At 70.7% G+C, this 21,038-nt stretch carries 15 protein-coding genes; 6 read left to right on the top strand and 9 right to left on the bottom strand.

Features of this window, described 5'->3' with window-relative positions; translation table 11 throughout:
* Positions 1-79 precede the first annotated feature (79 nt).
* Both ACFO0C_RS22870 and ACFO0C_RS22865 read right to left on the bottom strand, forming a co-directional pair.
* Positions 80-814, bottom strand: a complete 735-nt coding sequence (locus ACFO0C_RS22870) for a hypothetical protein (RefSeq protein ID WP_378068708.1) — start codon at positions 812-814, stop codon at positions 80-82.
* The gene (locus ACFO0C_RS22865) at positions 814-2,484 is read right to left on the bottom strand and encodes a multicopper oxidase family protein (RefSeq protein WP_378068707.1); all 1,671 of its coding nucleotides are present in this window, start codon (positions 2,482-2,484) and stop codon (positions 814-816) included. Before ACFO0C_RS22865 ends, ACFO0C_RS22870 begins: the two co-directional genes overlap by 1 nt.
* Before the next feature lie 138 nt (positions 2,485-2,622).
* Here ACFO0C_RS22865 and ACFO0C_RS22860 point away from each other — a divergent pair, with 138 nt between their 5' ends.
* Complete coding sequence (locus ACFO0C_RS22860; RefSeq protein ID WP_378068706.1) at positions 2,623-4,347, top strand: AfsR/SARP family transcriptional regulator; 1,725 nt, start codon at positions 2,623-2,625, stop codon at positions 4,345-4,347.
* Positions 4,348-4,443: 96 nt separating this feature from the next.
* Here ACFO0C_RS22860 and ACFO0C_RS22855 read toward each other — a convergent pair whose 3' ends face one another.
* From ACFO0C_RS22855 to ACFO0C_RS22840, 4 genes are all read right to left on the bottom strand, one after another.
* The gene (locus ACFO0C_RS22855; protein ID WP_378068705.1) at positions 4,444-6,567 is read right to left on the bottom strand and encodes a PKD domain-containing protein; all 2,124 of its coding nucleotides are present in this window, start codon (positions 6,565-6,567) and stop codon (positions 4,444-4,446) included.
* A 254-nt stretch (positions 6,568-6,821) separates the two neighbouring features.
* Entirely contained in the window at positions 6,822-7,676 is an 855-nt protein-coding gene (locus ACFO0C_RS22850) for a carbohydrate ABC transporter permease (protein ID WP_378068704.1), read from the bottom strand.
* On the bottom strand, positions 7,673-8,653 hold the full coding sequence (locus ACFO0C_RS22845; RefSeq protein ID WP_378068703.1) for a carbohydrate ABC transporter permease: 981 nt from the start codon (positions 8,651-8,653) through the stop codon (positions 7,673-7,675). Before ACFO0C_RS22845 ends, ACFO0C_RS22850 begins: the two co-directional genes overlap by 4 nt.
* Before the next feature lie 66 nt (positions 8,654-8,719).
* Positions 8,720-10,003, bottom strand: a complete 1,284-nt coding sequence (locus ACFO0C_RS22840) for an ABC transporter substrate-binding protein (RefSeq protein ID WP_378068702.1) — start codon at positions 10,001-10,003, stop codon at positions 8,720-8,722.
* Positions 10,004-10,275: 272 nt separating this feature from the next.
* Here ACFO0C_RS22840 and ACFO0C_RS22835 point away from each other — a divergent pair, with 272 nt between their 5' ends.
* Positions 10,276-11,289, top strand: a complete 1,014-nt coding sequence (locus ACFO0C_RS22835) for a LacI family DNA-binding transcriptional regulator (RefSeq protein WP_093618989.1) — start codon at positions 10,276-10,278, stop codon at positions 11,287-11,289.
* Here the strand turns inward: ACFO0C_RS22835 and ACFO0C_RS22830 are convergent.
* On the bottom strand, positions 11,286-13,757 hold the full coding sequence (locus ACFO0C_RS22830) for a putative bifunctional diguanylate cyclase/phosphodiesterase (RefSeq protein ID WP_378068701.1): 2,472 nt from the start codon (positions 13,755-13,757) through the stop codon (positions 11,286-11,288). The two genes, ACFO0C_RS22835 and ACFO0C_RS22830, sit on opposite strands and share 4 nt — an antisense overlap.
* 183 nt (positions 13,758-13,940) lie before the next feature.
* Between ACFO0C_RS22830 and ACFO0C_RS22825 the strand changes: the two genes are divergently transcribed.
* Genes ACFO0C_RS22825 through ACFO0C_RS22815 form a run of 3 tightly spaced genes read left to right on the top strand, consistent with a single transcriptional unit; the run spans position 13,941 to position 17,235 of the window.
* Positions 13,941-14,318: a PH domain-containing protein gene (locus tag ACFO0C_RS22825; protein WP_378068700.1), complete on the top strand. Its 378-nt coding sequence runs from the start codon at positions 13,941-13,943 to the stop codon at positions 14,316-14,318.
* A 37-nt stretch (positions 14,319-14,355) separates the two neighbouring features.
* Positions 14,356-15,540 (top strand): PQQ-dependent sugar dehydrogenase, encoded by a 1,185-nt coding sequence (locus tag ACFO0C_RS22820; RefSeq protein ID WP_378068699.1) that lies wholly within the window; start codon positions 14,356-14,358, stop codon positions 15,538-15,540.
* A 48-nt stretch (positions 15,541-15,588) separates the two neighbouring features.
* Positions 15,589-17,235 carry a metallophosphoesterase family protein gene (locus tag ACFO0C_RS22815; protein ID WP_378068698.1) on the top strand — a complete coding sequence of 549 codons (1,647 nt, stop codon included), beginning with the start codon at positions 15,589-15,591 and terminating at the stop codon, positions 17,233-17,235.
* Here the strand turns inward: ACFO0C_RS22815 and ACFO0C_RS22810 are convergent.
* Entirely contained in the window at positions 17,216-18,265 is a 1,050-nt protein-coding gene (locus tag ACFO0C_RS22810) for a hypothetical protein (RefSeq protein ID WP_378068697.1), read from the bottom strand. The genes ACFO0C_RS22815 and ACFO0C_RS22810 overlap by 20 nt on opposite strands.
* Before the next feature lie 134 nt (positions 18,266-18,399).
* Here ACFO0C_RS22810 and ACFO0C_RS22805 point away from each other — a divergent pair, with 134 nt between their 5' ends.
* A complete protein-coding gene (locus ACFO0C_RS22805; RefSeq protein WP_378068696.1) occupies positions 18,400-19,437 on the top strand; it encodes a hypothetical protein in 1,038 nt (345 codons plus the stop codon).
* A 73-nt stretch (positions 19,438-19,510) separates the two neighbouring features.
* On the opposite strand, the gene gatB is transcribed toward ACFO0C_RS22805, so the two are convergent.
* A complete protein-coding gene (gene gatB, locus ACFO0C_RS22800; RefSeq protein WP_378068695.1) occupies positions 19,511-21,010 on the bottom strand; it encodes an Asp-tRNA(Asn)/Glu-tRNA(Gln) amidotransferase subunit GatB in 1,500 nt (499 codons plus the stop codon).
* Positions 21,011-21,038 lie beyond the last annotated feature (28 nt).

The following is a 21,038-nucleotide window of genomic DNA, read 5'->3' as shown; positions in this document are numbered from 1 at the left end:
ATATGTTCTGGCAGCCGGCAGTGGTCCACCTGTGGTGTTCCTGAAAAGAAGAAGGCCCCCTCCGCGGAGGGGGCCTTCGTCAATGTCCGTGCTTCTCGTCCGACAGATCCGGTACCCCGTGTGACAGGTCCACTCCCGGGCCCGGGAGGTTCGCCTCCACGTGCACCCGATCCGGTGGCACCCCGGCCGCCCGCGCCATCGACTCGCGCACCGCGGCGATCTGCGTGTCCCCGAGCACCGCCCCGAAGTAGCGGACCGTCACCCCGTCCGCCTGCACGTCGGTGACGTAACCGCCCAGCGAGTCGCTCAGCACGCCCTCGGTGTCCTGCCGGTCCGACACCTGCCGCGGCGTCACCCCGGCGGCCGGCACCACGCAGAACGTCAGATCGTGCACCAGAACCGGCTGCACCAGGTAGAACGCGATACTCGCCGGCTGGTGGTCACGCATGAACGCCTCGGCGTCGTAGACCCGCGCGCCCTCGTCGAGGACGAACGTCATCTCCGGGACCAGGTACTCCAGCATGTCCTCGGAGAAGACCGCGAACGTGGCGTCGGTCAGCGTGCCGATCTTCGCCTCGGCGGCGAGTTCCCGCAGTTCACGGGCGATGGCGCCACGGTCCGCGCCGGGTGCCGGATGGATCGCGATGGCGGCCCGCCGGCGCACCATCGGGCCGTCGAAGGAGGTGTCGGCCAGGCCGTCGCCCTTGTCCCCGGCGACGACGTGGGCGACCGGCGCGGGCGGTTCGGCCGCGGGGTACGCGTACCAGGCGACGCCCGCGGCGGCCACCAGCAGTCCGGCGAGTGCCCGTTTCATCAGCTGCCCAGCGGGTAGCTCGGCGCGTACGACACCGGCATCTCGGCCGAGGTGTCGTCGTAGGCCGGGTCCGCGTGGATCGGGTCGTTGTTCATCATGTCGCCGACCGCGAACTGGATCATCATGTCGCTGTCCTCGTGGACCAGGTTGTGGCAGTGCAGCATGTACCGGCCGCCCGCGTTGCCGTCGCCGGTGGTGAACTGCATGAGCACCGACGCGGTCTCGTTCTCGCCCAGGTAGAAGACGTCCTTCGGGCCGTTCTCCCAGGCGTACGGCTTGTTGCCCGGGGTGTTGTTGCGGGAGAGCAACTGGCCGTCGATCAGGTGGATGTGCACCGGGTGGAACCAGCCGCCCGACTCGTTCACCAGGTCCCAGATCTCGACGTCGTACGGGTTCGGGTTGCCGAGCACCCGCTTGAAGTCGCTCTTCTCGACGTCGTCCCAGGTCTCCCCGTTGACGGTCCAGAGTCCGTGCTTGCGTTCCACCCGGACCTTGCGACGGGCCTTGGCCATCTCCGGCTTCAGCTTCATCGGGTCGAGCGCGCCACGGTTCGACCACGGCACCGGGCCGGCGTCCAGAGTCGTCGGGATGACGTAGGTGTCCGGCGCCCCCGAGTCGGCGACGACCTCGAACTGCATCACCTTGTCGGTGTTCTTGAAGTCCTCGTTGTTCTTGTTGCTGAGGTTCTTCAGATCGATCTTCTGACCGACCTTGTACTTCCTGAAGTCGATCAGGACCTCGTAGCGCTCGGCGGCGCCCTGGCGGAACGACTCGACCGCGGCGACCTTCGGCACCATGCCGCCGTCGGTGCCGACGATGTGGAACGGGTCGCCGGTGCTGAGCCGGAACCGGTACGAACGGGAGATCGACGACACCAGGAAACGGAACCGGTAGACGCGCGGCTTGACCCGCATCTTCGGCCACGGCACACCGTTCACCATGATCACGTCACCCATGAAGCCGGCGTGATCCTCGTCGTCGAAGGCCACCGAGCCGTCCGGCTTGAACGCGATGTCGCTGACCACGATCGGTACGTCGTACTGGCCCTGCGGCAGTTGCGCGGCCTCGTACTCGTCGGTCAGGTGGTACTGCGCTGCCAGACCGGAGTAGGCGTTCGCGGCAGTGGTGCGGTGGTTGTGGTCGTGGTACCAGAGCGTCCGGGCCGGCTGCCAGTTCGGGTACTTGTACGTCTTGCACTGGCCCGGGTGGGTGTGATCGTTGGCGTACCCGTCGTACTGGGGCAGCGACGCCGAGCCGTGCAGGTGGGTGACCGTGCTGAACGGCTGATTGTTGATCTTGTTGATGGTCAGCGAGTTCTTGATCCGCACCTCGGAACGGGTGCCGCGGGGAACCCGGATGGTCGGGCCGGGGAAGATGCCGTTGTAACCGGCGATCGGCGTCGTCAGGCCCGGCACGAGGCTGGCCTGCCCGACCTTCTGGGTGAGCCGGTACTTCTGGAACGGTCCCTGGTCGTCGACGCCCTCCTCGTACGGCATCAGCACCGGGGGCCGGCGGAACATGTTCGTGAACGGTGTCGGCGTGTTCTTCGAGGCCAGGCCACTCGACTTGGCGATCACCGCGCCGCCGCCGGCCGCGATGACCAGGCCGCCACCACCGAGGGCAATCGCTCCCTTGAGCAGGTCACGTCGGCTCAGACTTCCCCGTGTCATCGAACTCCCTCGCACATCCGGTCCATCAGTCGGGGCCAGAAGCTATGAGCAGGGCCTTTGGTAATCCTGTGGAAAGCCTCAACCCGATACCGCCGAGCGCCGAAACGTCCTTGCGCAAGGAACTCACGAGGAGGCCACATGCGCGTCAGCGTGCTCGGGCAGCTGACCGTCACCGGCGATTCCGGCGAGGCGCTGCCCGCCGGTGAACTGCCCCGCCGGGCACGCCAGGTGCTGGCGGTACTGGCCGCGCGGCACGACCGGATCCAGTCGAAGGACGCGCTCGCCGACTCGGTCTGGGGCGAGGACCTGCCCGGCAACCATGTGGCCGCGCTCGAGCACTACGTGTCGGTGATCCGGCGGCGGCTCCAGCCCGACGGCTCCTCGGCGAACTGGTTCATCGTCACCCGCAGCGGCGGCTACCTCTTCGACACCACCCGGGCCGGGCTCGACCTGGCCGACCTGCGTGCGCTGATCCGGCGGCTGGACACCGTCACACCGGGCTGCCCGGAGCGCCTGGCCGTGCACGCGGAGATCCTGGCCCTGGCCCGCGAGCTGCCGTTCCCGGAGGACCCGTACGCGGAGTGGGCCGAGCCGGTCCGCACCGAGGTGCAGGTGGCGGCCGTGAACGCGCTGCTCCAGCACTCCGGGGCGTCGCTGTCCGGCGACCCGGCCCGGTCGTTCCGGCTGGCCCAGGAGGCGATCGAGCTCGACCCGTTCCTGGAGTCCGGCTATCGGGCGGCGATGACGGCCGCGATCGCGATGGACCGGCAGGACGACGCACTGCGGATCTTCGAGCGGTGCCGGCAGATCCTCGACGAGGAACTCGGCGTGACGCCGTCGGCCGACCTCGTCCGCCTGCAACGGGAGGTGCTCGCGGGCCGTACCGCCGCGATCGATCCCGAACCCGCCCCGGTCGCCACGGCATCACGCCCGGCGCCGCCGCCCGACCCGTCCCGGGAGCGTTTCCTGGGCCGGATCACCGAGCTGCGGCTGCTGCTGGAACCGGACCCGCCACCGGTCGTGCACATCGTCGGGCCGTCCGGCTCCGGCAAATCGGCGTTCCTCGCCGAACTCGAACGCCACGCGCCCGGCCGGGTCGGCATCGGGCACGGCGCGTCCTCGGTCGGGGTGCTGCGGCACGCCTGGCTGCGGGCCGCCCTCACCGACCTGGGCGCGCCGGCCGAGGTGCTCAAGGTGGTCGACGAGGCCGGGCCGGAACGGCCGCTGCTGCGCCCCCACCTGGAGACGATCGGCGCCGCCTTCGACGGTCCGGAACCCGTCTTCGTCGCCATCGACGACGCCGCCGACCTCGACGCGGCGAGCGTCGCCGAGCTCTCCTGGCTGGGCCGGCACTGCCCGGCGCTGCGGATCGTGCTCACCTACTGCTATCCGTCGGAGATCGCCGAACGTCCGCTCTCCGGGCTCGGCTCGCCGGTCGTCCTCCGCCTCGAACCGCTCAGCGACCCCGACCTCGCCGTCCTCGGCGACCGTGACCTGGCGGAACGCACCGGCGGCATCCCCGCGCTGGTCGGTGCGGCGCTGCGGCCGGCCGAGGTGTCGCACGCGGTGGCCATGCAGATCGCCCGGCAGCGCACCCGCTGGATGCCGGACCCGTCGTGGGAGATCCTGCGGCTCTGTGCGGTCCTCGGCCCGCTCAGCGTCGGCGAACTGTCGACGCTCACCGGCTATCCGCTGCCGGAGTTGCTGTCCTGCGTCGACCACCTGGTCCATGCCCATCTGCTCACCGAGAACGAGGACGGCCGGGTCCGGCACCGCAGCTCGCTGATCAGCGCCGCGGTCTCCGGGCAGGTCTCCGCGGCCTCCGCCCGCTACCTGCGCCGCCGCCTGGCGGCGGACAACTGACGAACAACGAGCGGCGGGCCCCTGGAGGAGGCCCGCCGCCGGCTCACTTCTCTTGATCTTTTACGGCCACCCGAACCGTGGCCGCGGAAGAGGTCGTCAGTTCGTCACGTTCACCGGGAACGCGAGGACCTGGCCACCGGTCGAGCTGACGAAGCTGATCGTGCGGACGGTGCCCGGGTTCGGCCCTGTCACCCGGATGCTGAACGCGCCGGCCGCGTCGACCGTCGCCGGGGTGCCGACGACCCGCCCGGCCAGGGTGCCGCCCAGGACCGCGGTGATCCGCTGCCCGGCGAGCAGGCTGCTGGTGCCGGAGATACGCCACTCGTTGTTGCCGGTGCGGTACCGGACGGTCAGCCCGGTGAACGTCTCCGCCAGCGGCCGGACCGTGACCCGCGAGGTGCTCGTACCGGCCGGGTTCGTCGCGGTCAGCTCCAGCACCACCGGGTCGTTGTTGTAGACGTAGGTGGTGTTCGGGCCGGGTGCCGCCGGCAGCGTCAGCGCCGGGTAGGTGAAGGTCGGCTTCGGGCCGGCCGCACCGGTCAGGTTCACGGCCGGGCCGGACACCTGGCGCCACTGGTAGGTCTCGGCGCCGGTCGAGGCGGAACCGTCCAGCGCGACGGTACGGCCACGGATCACGGTCTGGTCGGCGCCGGCGTTGGCCACCGCCGGGGCGGTACCGGTGACCGTCACCGTGACGGTGACCGGCAGACCCGCGCCGCCGGGACCGGAGACGATCAGCCGGAACGCGTAGGTGCCGGCCTGCGTGGCGACGAACGAGGCGGTCGGGGTGGCCGCACCGGTCAGGATGACCGCCGGGCCGCCCGTCTGGGTCCAGGAGTAGGCGTCGATCGCACCGGTCGAACCGGAGCCGTCGAGGGTGACCTTCTGCCCGGCGACCGCACCGGACACCGCGATCGCGTTGGCCACCGGCAGGTCCGGGACGAACGCCTGGCCGGAGCCGGTCAGCGGGACGGTCGTCGACCCGCCGCTCGACGAGGTGACGGTGACCGCCGACGGCGGCGCGGTGACCCCGGTGAACGGTCCGGTGATCGGGCCGAACCCGGTGACCGACAGCTGCGGCGGCGTCGAGTCGGCGTCGCTGGAGGTGGCGGCGACGGTCAGGGTGCCGGCGTCCGCGTCATAGCGGGCGTCGGTGACCCGGACGACGTCGACGAGCTTGCGGGTCTTCCTGGCGACCGGACGGTCACCGGCGTTGACGACCTCGATCGTGGCGCCGGTGGACGGCACCGATCCGGTCACCGGGAACCGGCCGTAGTAGCGGCCGTTGTCGCCGCGCAGCTTGGTGGTCCGGAAGCCGAGCTGCGCGTTGCCGGTCACCTCGATCGACTGGCCCGGCTCGCTGCTGGCGTACACCTCGATGACACCGGTGCCGTTCGAGCCGACCGTGTAGGTGGCCTGGTCGATGTCGACACCCGAGTTCGTGGCGTAGCGGCCCTGCACGCTGAACAGGTCGGTCGATCCGAGGTCGGCGATGGTGGCGCCGCTCACCGGGTCGAGCTGCTCGACACGGACGAAGTTCGTGCCGTACGGGCTGCCGACGACCCGGTGCTCGACGCCCGGGTCACCGGTGTAGCCGGCCGGAGCGGCCGGGGCGACCGCCGGGTCCCACTTCAGGAACGGGCCGACCCGGCTGGTGATCGCCTGTCCGAACGCGCCCGGCGTGGTACCGATGTCCTCGGTCATCCGGATCCCGCGGTCGTCGGCGGTCAGGTCGTCCACGCCGTACGGGTGGGTGATCCGGTAGCGGGTGCCCTCGACGGCGTCGAACCGGATCCGGATCCGGCCGAACACCATCTGGTCGCCGTCCTTGACCTCCTCGGCCGCCCAGGCGCCCTCCAGGTCCATACCGATCCCGAAGTCCACCCCGTTGGCCAGGGTCATCTCGGCTCCGGCGAGCTGGTAGAAGAACTCGCCCGGGAAGTTGTCCGGGTACGAGACCGGCGCGTCCGGGTTCGGCACCTCGTCCGGCAGCGTCGAACAGAGCGGGTCGTCCAGGGTCGTGCACGCCTCCAGCCGCAGCCCGTTGCTGTCCCGGTACCAGGCCGGGAAGCCGTGCTCGGCGAGCGGACCGGCCTGGGTGAGGCTGCCCTGCCGGGTGGCGGTGGTGACCACCACCGCGGCGGCCGTCGTGGCGATGGGCGCGATCACCGCCACGGTCACCCCCGCGGTGACCGCGAAACGGCGCAGTTTCTTCTTCATCGAACTCCTCAGGGTTCTCCGGACGGCTCGATGCGCACCCTGCCGGGACGACCCTTGGTCCGCCTGAATTCACCTGCGTGCGGGCTTAGTTTTCGCTGAAAGAGTGGTGTGAGTCCGAGGCCGGTAGCCGCCGGAGGCGGGGAACTGGCGCATTGTTTCTGTGGACTGCGTGGCCGTACCAGATGCGAGGTTGAAAGAAACGGCGAGGCCCGCCCACCGTGACCGGTGGACGGGCCTCGCCTCGCGGATGCGTCTTACTTGAGCGCGCCCTCCATGATGCCGCGGACCAGCTGCCGGCCGCCGACCAGCAACAGGATGACCAGCGGGACCGTGGCGACGAAAGCGCCGGCGAGAACGCGCCGATAGACCACGTAGTTGCCGCTCGCCAGGTCGGACAGGGCGACCATCGAGGTGGGGAAGTCGGTGCCGTTCAGCGTGATCAGCGGCCACTGGAAGTCGTTCCAGGTCGCCACGAACGTGAGCAGACCGAGCACGGCCAGTGCCGGGCGGATCGCCGGAACCACGACGGTCCAGTAGATGCGCAGCGTCAGCGCGCCGTCGATGCGCGCCGCCTCGACCAGTTCGTCGGGGATCGCGTGCGCGATGAACTGACGCATGTAGAAGACGCCGAACGCGCTGACCAGGCCGGGTGCGATGACCGCGATCAGCTGGCCGTTCCACCCGAGCTTGCCCATCAGGATGTAGAGGGCGACGACGCCGAGCTGATTCGGCACCGTCAGGGTCAGGATGACCACGAACATCAGGACGTTGTTGCCCTTGAAGCGCAGTTTCGCGAACGCGAACCCGGCCAGCGAGCAGAAGAACAGCGTCGACGCGGTGACCGCGAGGGCCACGATGAGGCTGTTGATCAGCGACGCGGTGAAGTAGACGTCCTGCATGGTGAAGACCTCACGGAGGTTCACCATCAGCTGGTCGCCGGGGATGACCGACGGCGGCGACTTCATCACGGCGTCGTCGCTGCTCGTCGCGATGACGAACATCCAGTACACCGGGAACGCCGAGACCAGCAGGATCGCGGTCAGCCCGAGGTAGGACTTCCAGGTGCCGGGGGTGTCCTGGGGTGCACGGCTCACCAGGCGGGTGCTCATTTTCCGCCTCCGAGGCGCCGGGTGACCAGGAAGTTGACAGCGGCCACGACCAGGATGATCAGGAACAGCGCCCAGCTCATGGCGGCCGCGTATCCGAGGTTGAGGTCACGCCAGCCGACCTTGAAGATGAGCTGCGCGATGGTGCGCCACTGGTGGTCGTAACCACCGTTGGCCAGTGCCGGGTTCTCGTCGAAGAGCATCGGCTCGTTGAAGAGCTGCAGCCCGCCGATGGTCGAGAGGATCACGGTGAACAGGACGACCGGCTGGATCATCGGCACGGTGATGCGCCACAGCGCGCGCCACGGGCCGGCGCCGTCGACCGCCGCCGCCTCGTAGACGTCCTTCGGGATGGCCTGCATCGCGGACAGGTAGAGCAGCGCGTTGTAGCCGATCCACTTCCAGTTGACCATGGTGGCGATCGCGAGCCAGCTGCTCCAGGTGGTGGCCCGCCAGTCGAGCGGCTGCTCCTCGCCGAAGCCGACCAGTGACAGCAGCCAGTTGGCCATGCCGTAGTCACGGCCGAAGAACACCGCGAAGACCAGGGTCGACGCGGCGACCGGAGTGACGTACGGCAGCAGGATGCCGATCCGCCAGAAGGTCGCGCCGCGCAGCTTGCGGTTCAGCAGGTTCGCGATGATCAGGGCCAGCAGCAGCTGCGGAACCGTGGACAGGATGAAGATGCCGAACGTGTTGAGCAGCGAATCCCAGAAGTCCGAGTCGGAGAACAGCCTGGTGAAGTTCTCCGTACCGGCCCAGCCGGTCTTCGTCGGGTCGTCGAGGCGCCAGTGGCGCAGGGCCACGATGCCGTTGAAGATGATCGGGAACATGCCGAAGATCGCGAAGAGCACGAAGAACGGCGCGATCAGCAGATAGGGCACTGTCTTGGTGTCGAACCGGTGGAGCCAGAACTTCGCCTTGCGGGGCGGCGCGTGCTTGGGCTCCTCGTTTCGCACCACGCGAACGTCGGTGAGGGACACGAGAACTCCTCGGAAGGGCCGGAAGGCGGGGCGGCCGCAGCCGCCCCGCCGTTCTTCAGGGATGGATCAGGAGCTCGCGACCTTCTCGGCTTCCTTGACAGCCTCGGCCCACGCGTCGGCCGACTTCAGCTGGCCCTGGCCGACACGGTTGATCACGTTCTCGACGGCCACGCGGGTCGGGCCGTTCTTCTTGCCCAGGTACTGCGGCTTCAGGTTCTCCGCGGTGGCGGCGAAGATCTGGCCGGTCGGGGCGTTGGTGAAGAATTCCTTCTTGAAGTCCAGGACGTTGGGGTCCTTGTAGAGCGCCGGCTGCGAGGGCAGGTTGCCGACCGTCTTGAAGACCTCGATCTGCTGCTCGGGCTGGATCAGCCACTCGACGAACTTGTAGGCCTCGTCGACGTTCTTGCCCTGCTTGGGGATGGTCCACCAGGAACCGCCCCAGTTACCGCCGCCGCCCGGGATCGCGGCGATGTCCCACTTGCCCTTCTGGTCGGGCGCGGTGTCCTGGATGTGGCCGAGCATCCACGCGGGGCAGGCGAGGACGGCGAACTGGTCCTTCTTGAAGCCCTGGTCCCAGTTCGGCTGGAAGCTGGCCAGGTTGGCGGAGATGCCGGCGTCGAGGGCCTTCGTCGCGACGTCGAACGCGACCTTCGGGCCGCCCTCCATCTGGAGCTGCTCCTGCTCGTTGTAGAAGCCGACCGGCTGCTGCGAGAGGACCGGGTTGAACAGGTTGGTGGCGGAGTCGACGAACTTCTTGCCGGTCTTGGAGGTGTAGGTCTTACCGGTCTCCAGGAAGGCGTTCCAGTCCGGCCAGAGCTTCGAGACCGACTCACGGTCGGTGGGCAGGCCGGCAGCCTTGAACAGGTCGGTCCGGTAGCACATGGCCAGACCGCCGACGTCGGTGCCGAGGCCGATCTGCTGACCGGCGGCGGACTTCGAGGCCGCCCACTTCCACGGCAGGTACTTCGCCTCGTACGAGGCGGCGCCCTTGTCGACCAGGTTGACGAACTGGTCGGCCTGGCCGCGGAACTGAACGATGAAGCCCTCGTCGACCGCCGAGATGTCCGGCGCGCCGGAGCCGGCGACCAGCTTCTTCTGCAGGTCCTCGTGCTGGGCGTTGTACTCGCCGGAGTTCAGCGCGATCTTGACGTTGGGGTGGTCCTTCTCGTACTTGGCCTTGAGCGCGTCGAGGCCCATGTCGCCCCAGAAGTTGACCTTCAGGGTGATCTGGCCGGCGCCGGCGTCCGAGCCGCTGTTCTCCAGGGCCTGGCCGCTACAACCGGTTATCGCCAGCGCGGCCACGAGGCCGGCGGCGCTCACGCGCAGGGCGCGGCGTCCGAACTGTTCCATGTCATTTCCTCCGCAAGGAGATCCGCATCACTGAACCGGGTAAGTTGGGGGAACCGTAAGCCTGGCTTTCAGCGGTGTCAATAGCCGGTTACGGGCGCGCTCCCACTCCGTATCAAGCCGGATTTTTCGGACGGGCGGAAATCGACGGTTTACATCGTGTGCTGTGTGCCGTAACACTTAACCGATCAAGCGAGCGTCCAACGTCGAGGGAGTCCGGCGGCCACCAACCCGGGCCCGATAAGCTCGGCGGCAGTGGGGACAGAGGAGATTGAGTGAAGCGGCCCACGATCGCCGACATCGCCCGGCGGGCCGGCGTGTCCAAGGGCGCCGTGTCGTATGCCCTCAACGGCCAGCCCGGCGTCTCCGAGGCGACCCGCAAGCGCATCCTGTCGATCGCCGAGGAGATCGGCTTCAACGCCAACAGCGCGGCCCGGGCCCTCTCCGGAGCACGCGCCCGCGCCGTCGGTCTCACCCTGTGCCGTCCCGCGCGGATCCTCGGCATCGAGCCCTGGTTCATGGGGCTGATCAGCGGCTTCGAGGCCGAGCTGGGCGCCCGCTCGTATGCGCTGACCCTCCAGGTGGTGGCCACCCCCGAGCAGGAGGTCGAGGTCTACCGCCGCTGGTGGGGCGAGCGCCGCATCGACGGGGTGATCGTCACCGACATCCGCGAGGACGACATCCGCATCCCCGTCCTCCAGCAGCTGCAGCTGCCGGCCGTGGTGATCGGCGGGCCCGGTGACACCGGCCCGATCGCGCAGATCTGGTCCGACGACGCCGGCGCGATCACCGAGGCGGTCCGCTACCTGGTCGCCCTCGGCCACCACAAGATCGCCCGGGTCAGCGGTGTCGCCGACCTGCTGCACACACAGAACCGGACGAAGGCCTTCGAGAACGTCTGCGCCGCCCTCGGGCTGGACAACGCGATCACCATCCCGGCCGACTACACCGGCGAGGAGGGCAGCCGCGCGACCCGGCGGCTCCTGATCGGCGGCGACCGGCCGACCGCGATCATCTACGACAACGACGTGATGGCCGTCGCCGGCCTGGCGGTCGCCCAGGAGATGGGGCTCTCCGTCCCCGGCGACCTGTCCATCGTGGCCTGGGACGACTCACCGCTGTGCAGCCTCGTGCACCCGCCGCTCACCGCCCTCAGCCGGGACATCTCGGCGTACGGCGCACAGGCCGCGCTCGAGCTGCTCAACGCCATCGACGGCCGGACCGTCGGAAACGTCGAGGCCGGCCGGGTGCACCTCACCCCGCGCGGGAGCACCGCTCCGCCGCGTTAGCCCCGGTGGCTGTCGAGGTATGCCTCGACCCGCTCGGCCGGACCCGGATGACCCAGCGCGAACCCCTGGCCGTACCGGCAGCCGGCCTCCTTGGCGCGGGCGATGTCGTCGTCCGACTCCAGCCCCTTGGCGACGATGTCCAGACCCAGCCGGCGACCGAGACTGACCACCACGTCGACCACCGAACGATCGGACATCAGCGCCGGGCTCAGCTTGAGCATGTCCACCGGTAGCCGCCGCAGGTGCGACAGCGACGTCTGGCCCGAGCCGAAGTCGTCGAGCGCCGCCTTCACACCGAGTTTCCGCAGCCCGGCCAGGGCGGCCACGATGGCCGGCACGTCCTCGTCGATCCACGTCTCGGCCACCTCGACGACCAGCCGTTCCGGGGCCAGGCCGTACCGGCGCAGCGTGGCGCCGACCTGATCCGGGAACCGGGCGGTCAGCAGCTCCCGCGGGCCGACGTTGACCGACAGCCAGAACTCGTCGCCCACCGTCCAGCCGGCCAGACGGCGGCAGGCCTCCTCGAGTACCCATTCGTCCAGCTCGGCGGTCATCCCCAGGGCCGCGGCGATCGGCAGCAGTTCCTTCGGCGGGATCGGGCCCAGTTCCGGATGCCGCCAGCGCAGCAGCGCCTCCACACCGGCCGGGCGGCCGTCGGCCAGCCCCGAGACCGGCTGGAACACCAGGTCCAGCTCACCGCGGGCGGCCGCGCCGAGCAGCTGCTGCTCCAGTTCCATCCGGCGGTGCAGCTGGATCTCGACGTCCGGGTCGTACCACTCGACGCGGTCGCGGCCCAGCTGACAGGCGCGCTGCCGGGCCAGGTCGGCGTGGCGCAGCACCTCGCCGGAGTCCGCGCCGCCGGCGAGTTCGGCCAGGCCCACGCTGGTGTGCAGGTCCAGGGTGGCGCCGGGCAGCGCGTACGGCTCGGCCAGTTTCGTGACGATACGGCTGGCCAGGGCGTAGGCCGGCACCGACGAGTCCGGGGTGAGCACGGCGAACTCGTCGCCGCCGAGCCGGGCCGCCACGTCCTCGCCGCCGATCAGGGCGCGCAGCCGCCGGGACACCTCGATCAGCACGGCGTCGCCGACCTCCCGGCCCCGCGCGTCGTTGATCTCGGCGAGCCCGTGCAGGTCGATCACCAGCAGGGTGCCGCGCCGGCCCGGCTGCCGTCGGAGAGCGAGCAGGTCCCGCATCAGCGCCTGCCGGTTCGCCAGGCCGGTCAGCTGGTCCAGGTAGGAGAGGCGGTGCAGGGTCCGTTCCAGGTGGCGACGTTCCCCCACATCCCGTACGTGTACGACGAGCGCCGCCACCTCGGGGACGCTGCGCAGGTCGGAGATGGTCGACTCGGTGTCCCGCCACATCGCGGCGCCGTCCCGCAGCCGGGCGCTGACCAGGACCGGCGGCCCACCCTCGTGCTCACCGGCCAGCACCGATCCGATGACCGCCCGCGCGTCCGCCTCGTCGTCGGGGTGGATCAGCTCCCCGAATCCCCGGCCGATCACCTCCTGATCGCGGAGCCCGAACAGCCGGGCGGCCGCCGGGGACTGCCAGCGGACGGTCAAGTGCTCGTCGAGCACCAGGGTGAGATCGGTCGCGCCGGTCACCATGGAACGGAAGTGGGCCTCGGTGACCCGGAGGCGCCCCGCGTAGCGGCGGATGTCCCGGACCACGAGCAGCTCGCGGAAGACCAGCACGCTGACCATCACGAGACCGAAAACGATCGCCTCGGTGCCGAACTCCTCGACGGCGAGCAGGTGCCAGAACGCGGCGATCACCCCGACCGCGGCCGGCACCGCCAGCAGTGGATAGCTGGCCAGGTACTGATCCGGGTGGCGGGGCTCCAGCGGCGGGGGCGGAAGGTCACGGCGCGAGCCGCCCCACGCCGAGGCACCCAGCCCGGCCACCACGCCCAGACCCGCCACCAGGGCCGCCGGGCCGGTCGCGCCGAACGCCAGCACGCCGAGGCTGAGCATGACCAGCGAGGTGCCCGCGCCGCACCAGGCCGCCGCGCGGGGACGTGGCCGGGCGCGCAGCACGATCACCGTGACGATCGCGACGCCACCGGCCGCGATCAGCAGTGCCGGCACCGCCCCGGGGCGGCTGGACGCCGCCGGGATCAGGTAGATCGCGAAGCCCAGGCTGACACCGAGACCGACGCCGTCGTACGCCCGCCGCAACCGCACCACCCAGTTGCTCGCCGCGCCGGGCAGCAGTGAGGTGCCGGCCACGAAACACGCCGTGGCCGCGGTCAGGCCGGCGGTCATCCCGGCGGACCGGTGTTCCGGCGCCCACCAGAGGACCTGCACGGTGAGGGCGGTGAGGAGCGCGCCCATGCCGACCAGGCCGGCGCCCCGGCACGAGGCGAACGCCCGCTCGGCACGATGCAGCGCGAGAGCGGCGCGGATGAGGACGGCGCCCGCACACAGACCGGCGGCGCCGATCGCCCCCGCGAGCAGCACGGCGATCATCGACGAGTCCTCTGTTGTAGGGGAACTGCACCGGGTCAACGACGGTCCCCGGATCGGGTTACGGCACGGCGTGTCGTCGTCCCACGAACGGATCGTCGGTCATCCAGCGATGACGGTCAACAGGTGAGCCGGCCCGGCGGGTCCGGCAGGACCGCCCGGCACGGCGAGTGGGAGGATGGGGGCGTGAGCAGTCGTCCCGTTCTCCGCGTCCGCAAGTCCGGCGCCGTGCTGGTTGCCGCGTTGATCGCGCTCGTCGGCACGATCCCGCTCGCCGGCTCCTCCTGGGCCCTGAGCCCGCTGCTGCTGATCCCGATCGCCGTCCTGGCGTGGACGTGGCGGGCCGGCACCGACGTCTATCCGGAGGAGCTGCGGGTCCGCGCCCTCTTCGGCGGCAGCCGGGTGCCGTTCACCCGGATCACCGAGCTCGCACCGGACGATCGCGGCCGGGTGTCGGCGCTGCTCGACAACGGCAACGTCATCCGGCTCACCGGGATCACCCGGGACAATCTGCCGCAGGTGCTGGCCGCGAGTGGCCATCCGGTCGGCGCCGGCGATCAATGAGCGGGCACTGTCAGACTGCGCGGCTACCCTGGTCGGCATGACCGGAGGGGGTGGTTCGGACGTGCGTTTCCGCCGGAGCCGTGCGATGGCCGCGAGTTCCGCGGCCCTGCTGGCGCTGACCGCCGGGTGCAGCTTCGGGCCGCCCGGCCCCGACCAGGCCGGTTCACCGCCCAACCTGCCCCGGCCGTCGGTCGCGCCGACCGCCGGTGGTGACGACTCCTCGCGCGAGCTGGCGATCACCGTCCTGGCCAGGGATCTCGAGGTGCCGTGGGGGCTCGCGTTCCTGCCCGACGGCGGTGCGGTGGTCACCGAGCGCGACACCGCCCGCATCCTCAAGGTGGGTCCCGAGTCGACGGCCGCGGGCCTCGCGGTCACCGAGCTGCGGCGGCTCAGCGAGGTCAAGGCCTCGGGTGACGGCGGCCTGCTCGGCATCGCCGTGTCGCCGTCCTACAAGACCGACAAGACGCTGTTCGTCTATTACTCCACCGATCAGGACAACCGGATCGGCAAGCTGGCCGGCGACGGCGAGCTGGAGCCGATCCTCACTGGCATCCCGCGGTCGGCCGACGACAACGGTGGCGCCCTCGCCTTCGGGCCGGACGGTTTCCTCTACGCCGGCACCGGCGACGGCACCGCGGACGGCAGTCAGGCGCCGAGCGCCAAGAGCCTCGGCGGCAAGATCCTGCGGATCACCACGGCGGGTAAGCCGGCCCCCGGCAACCCGGTCAAGACCTCACCGGTGTGGAGCTCCGGGCACCGCAACGTCCAGGGTCTGACGTGGGACAAGACCAAGAGGATGTATGCGACCGACCGCGGCCAGCCACGCAACGCCGAGCTGAACGTGGTGGTGAAGGGGAAGAATTACGGCTGGCCCAAGGCCGACGGCGCGAGCGGCGACGCCACGCTCACCGATCCGCTGGCCTCCTGGCCGTCCGACACGTCGTCGTGCGCCGGGGTGGCCTCGATGGAGACCCTGGTCGCCACCGCCTGCCTGCTCGGCCGCCGGCTCCAGCTGCTCGACGTCACCGGCAACGGCACGGTGCTGGGCAGCCCGCAGGAGTTGCTGACCGACGAGTTCGGCCGGCTGCGTGCGCTGGCCACCGCCCCGGACGGGTCGTTCTGGGTGGGCACCTCCAACCAGGAGGACGCCGGCCGTCCCGGTCCCGAGGACGACCGACTCATCCGGCTGGTCTTCTCCGACGGCGGCGCCGGCCGGAGTTGACGGCCATGACTGTTTCGTCCCGAGCCCGATAGGGCAGGTGAGGCCCCGATGAAGGATGAGCCGCCCGCGTGGCGACAGCGATGGCATGCGGCGACCGAGCTGACCGGCCGGACGGCCGGACGTGCGGCCGGCCTCCTGGGCCGGGCGTTCCGGCACCGCTGGGCCCGCCGGGTCAGGGTGTCCACGGCCGTCGTGCTGACCGGGGTGGCCGGGGCACTCATCGGGGTGATGCTGTTCGCGCGGGCCGACCTCAACGTGGGTCCGTTCAGCGCCGAGATGTCGGTGGAGCCGTCGGTGACCGGCGGCACCGAGATCAACATCCCGCCCCTCGGGTCGTTGCATCTGGACAGTCATCGAGGCCCGGTCCACCTCCGTGTCGACCTCGGCTCGCTGGACCAGAGCCGGACCGAGGCGCTCATCGACAACCCGTCGGCGATCACCTCGGCCGGTGACCGGGCGGTCGAGGAGGTGGTCGCCGGGGTGTCCCGGCTCGGGCTGCGCACCATGGGCCTGGCCGTGCTCGGCGCGCTGCTGCTGGCCGCGCTGACCTTCCGCGACGTGCGGCGGACCGCGGCGGCCGGCCTGACCGCGCTGGTGGTGACGGCCGGCAGCCTGGGCCTGGCAGCCGGCACGCTGCGCCCCGACTCGATCAGTGAGCCCCGTTACGAGGGCCTGCTGATCAACGCGCCAGCGGTGGTCGGTGACGCCCGGCGGATCGCCGACAACTACGGGCGCTACGCCGAGCAGCTCCAGGCCATTCTCGGCAACGTCAGCCGGGTCTACTCGACCATCTCGACGCTGCCCGTCTACGAGCCGGCCGGTAATACCACCCGCCTGCTGCACGTCTCCGACCTGCATCTGAACCCGGCGTCGTGGGGCCTGATCCGGACCGTCGTGGAGACCTTCGAGATCGACGCGGTGGTCGACACCGGCGACATCGTCGACTGGGGCAGCAGCGCCGAGACCGGCTACGTGTCCTCGATCCCGTCGATCCAGGTGCCGTACGTCTACGTTCGTGGCAACCACGACTCGCAGGCCATCCAGGCCGCGGTCGCAGCGCAGGGCAACGCCGTCGTGCTGGACAACGGGCTCACCGAGATCGACGGCCTGACCATCGCGGGCATCGGTGACCCCCAGTTCACGCCGGACAAGAGCGAGACCAACGAGGCGGGCGACGAGGCCGGCCCGGAGTTGCTGACCACGGCCGGGGAGAACCTCGCCCAGACCATCCGGGGTTCCGGCAAGCAGGTCGACATCGCCCTGGTGCACGACCCGGCGATGGCGCAGCCGCTGTCCGGGCTGGTCCCGCTCGTCCTCGCCGGCCACCAGCACGCGCGCTCGGTGTCGATGCTCCCGGCGCCGGCTCCGCCCACCCCGGATCCGTCGGCGTCGGCCTCCCCCGCGCCGTCCGCGTCGGCGCTGGCCCTCACCCAGCCCACCGTCCCGACACGGCTGATGATCGAGGGCTCCACCGGCGGCGCCGGGCTGCGCGGGCTCGAGCACGAGGAGCCGACCCCGCTCAGCCTCTCGGTCCTCTACTTCGACGAGAACCGCGAGCTCAAGGCCTACGACGACATTCAGCTCGGCGGTACGGGTCAGTCCAACGTGGAGATGCAGCGCAACGTGATCGGCCTCGACGAGGAGGCGGCCCCGGCACCGACGCCGTCCGCCCCGGTCAGCCCGTCCAGCGGCTGAGGTCCAGGGTCAGCGTGCCGGCGTCCAGGCCCTCCGGGTCGATCTCGACCGTGTAGGTGCCGGCCGAGGTGCTGAAACCCAGGGCGGCGGCGGGTTCGGCGATGGTCAGGTTCGCGCCGGCGACGTCGAGGCCGGCCGGGGTCCGCACTCGCACCGAGGCACGGGCCCCGGTGACACTGCGGACGGTGAGCCGGAGCTGTTCGGCCTCGGCGGCCCGGAAGGTGACGTAGGCCCGCTCCCCCGGCAGGCCCAGGGTGATCCGGGTGGGCTGCCCGGGCACCAGGGTCGCGGTGACCGAGCCGGTCAGCTGGACCGTGAGGGTGCCGGTCCGGTCCGTGTCCGGGTTGACCTCGACGGTGTGGGTGCCGGTCTCGGTGATGTCGAGGTCCAGGGTGCGGTCATCGGACTCGTAACCGATCGCCCCGGACGTGGTCGGCGCGCCGGACGGGCCGCGGATGTCCAGGTAGGTGTACTCGTCCTTGGACAGGGTGCCGCGCCGCGCGACGAGGGTGAGGCGCTGGCCGGCGGTGGCCGGGAAGGTCAGGAACGCCCGTTCGCCCGGCACCACGATGGTGACCGTCCGGGCCGGCCCGCGGAGGGTGAGCGTGCCCGCGGTGGACCCGGCCAGGCTGACCAGCAGGGTTCCGCGATCCTTCACCGCACGGGGGCTGATCCGGACCGTGTACGCCCCGGCCGCCGCCGCGGTGAAGTCGACGCTGACGCTGGACCAGGTGACGATCAGCGTGCCCTCGGCCACGGTCCGGCCGTCACGGGTGATCGTCACGTCGGTGTTGCCGGCGGTGGTGAGTGTCCGGCGCCGGACGACGACGGTCAGGTGCTGGCCCGCGGTGGCCCGGAAGCCGACGGTGGCGGTCCCTTTCACATCGAGCAGGACACCGGGGCCGCCGACGGTGAGCTGCCCGCCCGGGCCGGGTGCGGCTCCGGCGGGGGCCGGTGATCCGGCGGCGAGGGCTGCCGCCAGCAGGACGACGAGCCAGGAGCGACGGGTCGCCGCGGAGTGCACTGCCATCGGCGCAGGCTATGCCACCGCATGCCGCAAAATCCGAGGTTACGGACGAAGTCCCCCGGCCGGCGAAAACGCGGCTGCCGAACGCATTGAAGATCCACTATCGTGACGCGGCCGCATCTCACACGGGGGTATCCATGAGCGACATTCCACCCGGGTCCGTGCACCCGCCACGCACCTGGGAACTGGGCACCAACGTCCTGCTGCTGACGATCGCCGGGTCGGCCCTCCTCAACGCCCTGGCCGTGGTCCTCAACATCGCCCTGCACCAGTGGCTGACCAGCGACGACGAGGAGATGCCGGCCTTCCTCGCCGGGATCGTGGACAACCCGTACCCGATCGACGGCCTCAACCTGGCACTGGTGATCGGCTACATTGTCGGATTCATCGTGTGGCGGCGCCGCACCCGCACGCTGGTGGCCCGGTTCGGCGCCGATCCGGTGAGCACCACCCGGCACCCGGGGATCCCGACGTGGACCGTCGGCGTCCTCGCGTCGCTGTGCGTGGGACGGATGCGGCGCGAGGACGAGGTCACCGACGTGGACGGGGCGATCCGCCTCCTGCAGATCGACTCCACCGCGACCGTTCTGCGGATCATCGGCCTGGCCGGTCTCGCCGTCGCGATCTGGATGATCCGCGACCGGGTCCGGGCGACGCTCGCCGCCTACGTCGCGGCACCGGCGCCGGTCTTCACGCCACCGCCGGCGTTCACCCCGCCCCCGCCACCGCCGGTCACGCCGGTTCGGTCGGCGGCCCCGGCCCGTGACGTCCCCGGGATCGACGACCTGCCGTTCGCGGACGACGACTTCTGGCATCGGGTCCGGCAGGCGGGCGCCACCGCCGACCTGGCCCTGCTGGAGACCAGTGGCCCACGCATGCACCGCTGGCTCCTGATCCCGGCCGACACCGACCCGGCCGCGGTACGGGAGAACCTGGCCCCCGGCTCGGCGATCACCGTCTTCACCGAACCGCCGGTCAGCCGCGACACGGCCGGATACCACCCGCCGGCCGCCACCGAATACCACGGCCTGCTGGAAAGCTCCGGGACCGGCGCGGTCTGGTACCAGTCGGTCACGCCGCGACGGCTCTCCGGTTTCCTGGACCGCGCGAAGATCGGTGGACGGTGGGCGCTCTACCCCGTCGACGACCCGGGCGCACTGACGGCCCGGCTGTAGCGAACCTCGCCGGAACGAGCTGAGCCCGGCCCCGTGACAACGGGACCGGGCTCACCCGTACATCTGAAGGGTCTCAGGAAGCGCCGAGCCGGGAGAGGATGAGCTCGCGGACGGTCTTGGCATCCGCCTGGCCCCGCGTGGTCTTCATGACCGCGCCCACCAGGGCGCCGGCCGCGGCGACCTTGCCGTCACGGATCTTGTCGGCGATGTCGGGGTTGGCGGCGATCGCCTCGTCGACGGCGGCGGTGAGCGCGCCGGTGTCGTTGACCACCTCGAGCCCGCGTGCCGCCATCACCTCGGCCGGGTCACCCTCGCCCGCGACGACGCCCTCCAGCACGGTCCGGGCGAGCTTGTCGTTGAGCTTGCCCTCGTCGACCAGCTTCTGCAGGGCGGCGACCTGGGCGGGGGTCGCGCCGACCGCGGACAGCTCGATGTCCTGCTCGTTGGCGCGGCGGGCCAGCTCGCCCATCCACCACTTACGGGCGCCGGCCGGGGACGCGCCCGCGGCGATGGTCTCCTCGATCAGGTCGACGGCCCCGGCGTTGGCGACCGACTGCATGTCGAGCTCGGAGATGCCCCAGTCCTCGCGGAGGCGGGCCCGCTTGGCACTCGGCCGCTCCGGCAGCTCGGTCTTGAGCTGGGCGACCCACGCCGGGTCGGGCGCGATCGGCACCAGGTCGGGCTCGGGGAAGTAGCGGTAGTCGGTGGCGGTCTCCTTGGAGCGGCCCGGCCGGGTGTCGCCGGTCGTCTCCTGGAAGTGCCGGGTCTCCTGGAAGATCCGGGTGCCGGCGTCGAGGAGGCCGGCCTGCCGGATGACCTCGGAACGGACGGCGCGCTCGACCGAGCGGAGCGAGTTGACGTTCTTCGTCTCCGTACGCGTGCCCCACTCGTCGCCCGGCAGGTTGAGCGAGGTGTTGACGTCGCAGCGCAGCGAACCCTGCTCCATGCGGACGTCGGAGACGCCGAGGGAGCGGATGATGTCGCGCAGCTCGGCGACGTAGGCCTTGGCGACCTCGGGAGCCAGCGCGCCCAGGCCCGGGACCGGCTTGGTCACGATCTCGACGAGCGGGATGCCGGCCCGGTTGTAGTCGACGAGCGACTCGGTGGCGCCGTGGATGCGACCGGTGGCCCCGCCGACGTGCAGGGTCTTGCCGGTGTCCTCCTCGATGTGCACCCGCTCGATGCCGATCCGGTACTCCTTGCCGTCGACCACGACATCCACGTAGCCGTCGACGCAGAGGGGCTCGTCGTACTGCGAGGTCTGGAAGTTCTTCGGCATGTCCGGGTAGAAGTAGTTCTTCCGGGCCATCCGGCACCACTGCGCGATGTCGCAGTTGAGCGCGAGGCCGATCCGGATGGTGGCCTCGATGGCCGCGCCGTTCATCGCCGGGAGCGCGCCGGGCAGGGCGAGGCACACCGGGCAGACCTGCGTGTTCGGCTCGGCGCCGAAATCGGTCTTGCAGCCGCAGAACATCTTCGTCTGCGTGCCCAGCTCGACGTGCGTCTCCAGGCCGATCACCGTCTCGTAACGGCTGGTGGCGTCTTCGTAGGACGGCAGCGCGATGGTCGTCATGTGCGTGCGGCTCCGGCTCTGATGACTG

Source organism: Actinoplanes subglobosus (assembly GCF_042650585.1).
Lineage (GTDB): Bacteria > Actinomycetota > Actinomycetes > Mycobacteriales > Micromonosporaceae > Actinoplanes > Actinoplanes subglobosus.
The sequence above is the reverse complement of the archived record's forward strand: the minus strand, read 5'-3'. Positions and strand labels throughout refer to the sequence as shown.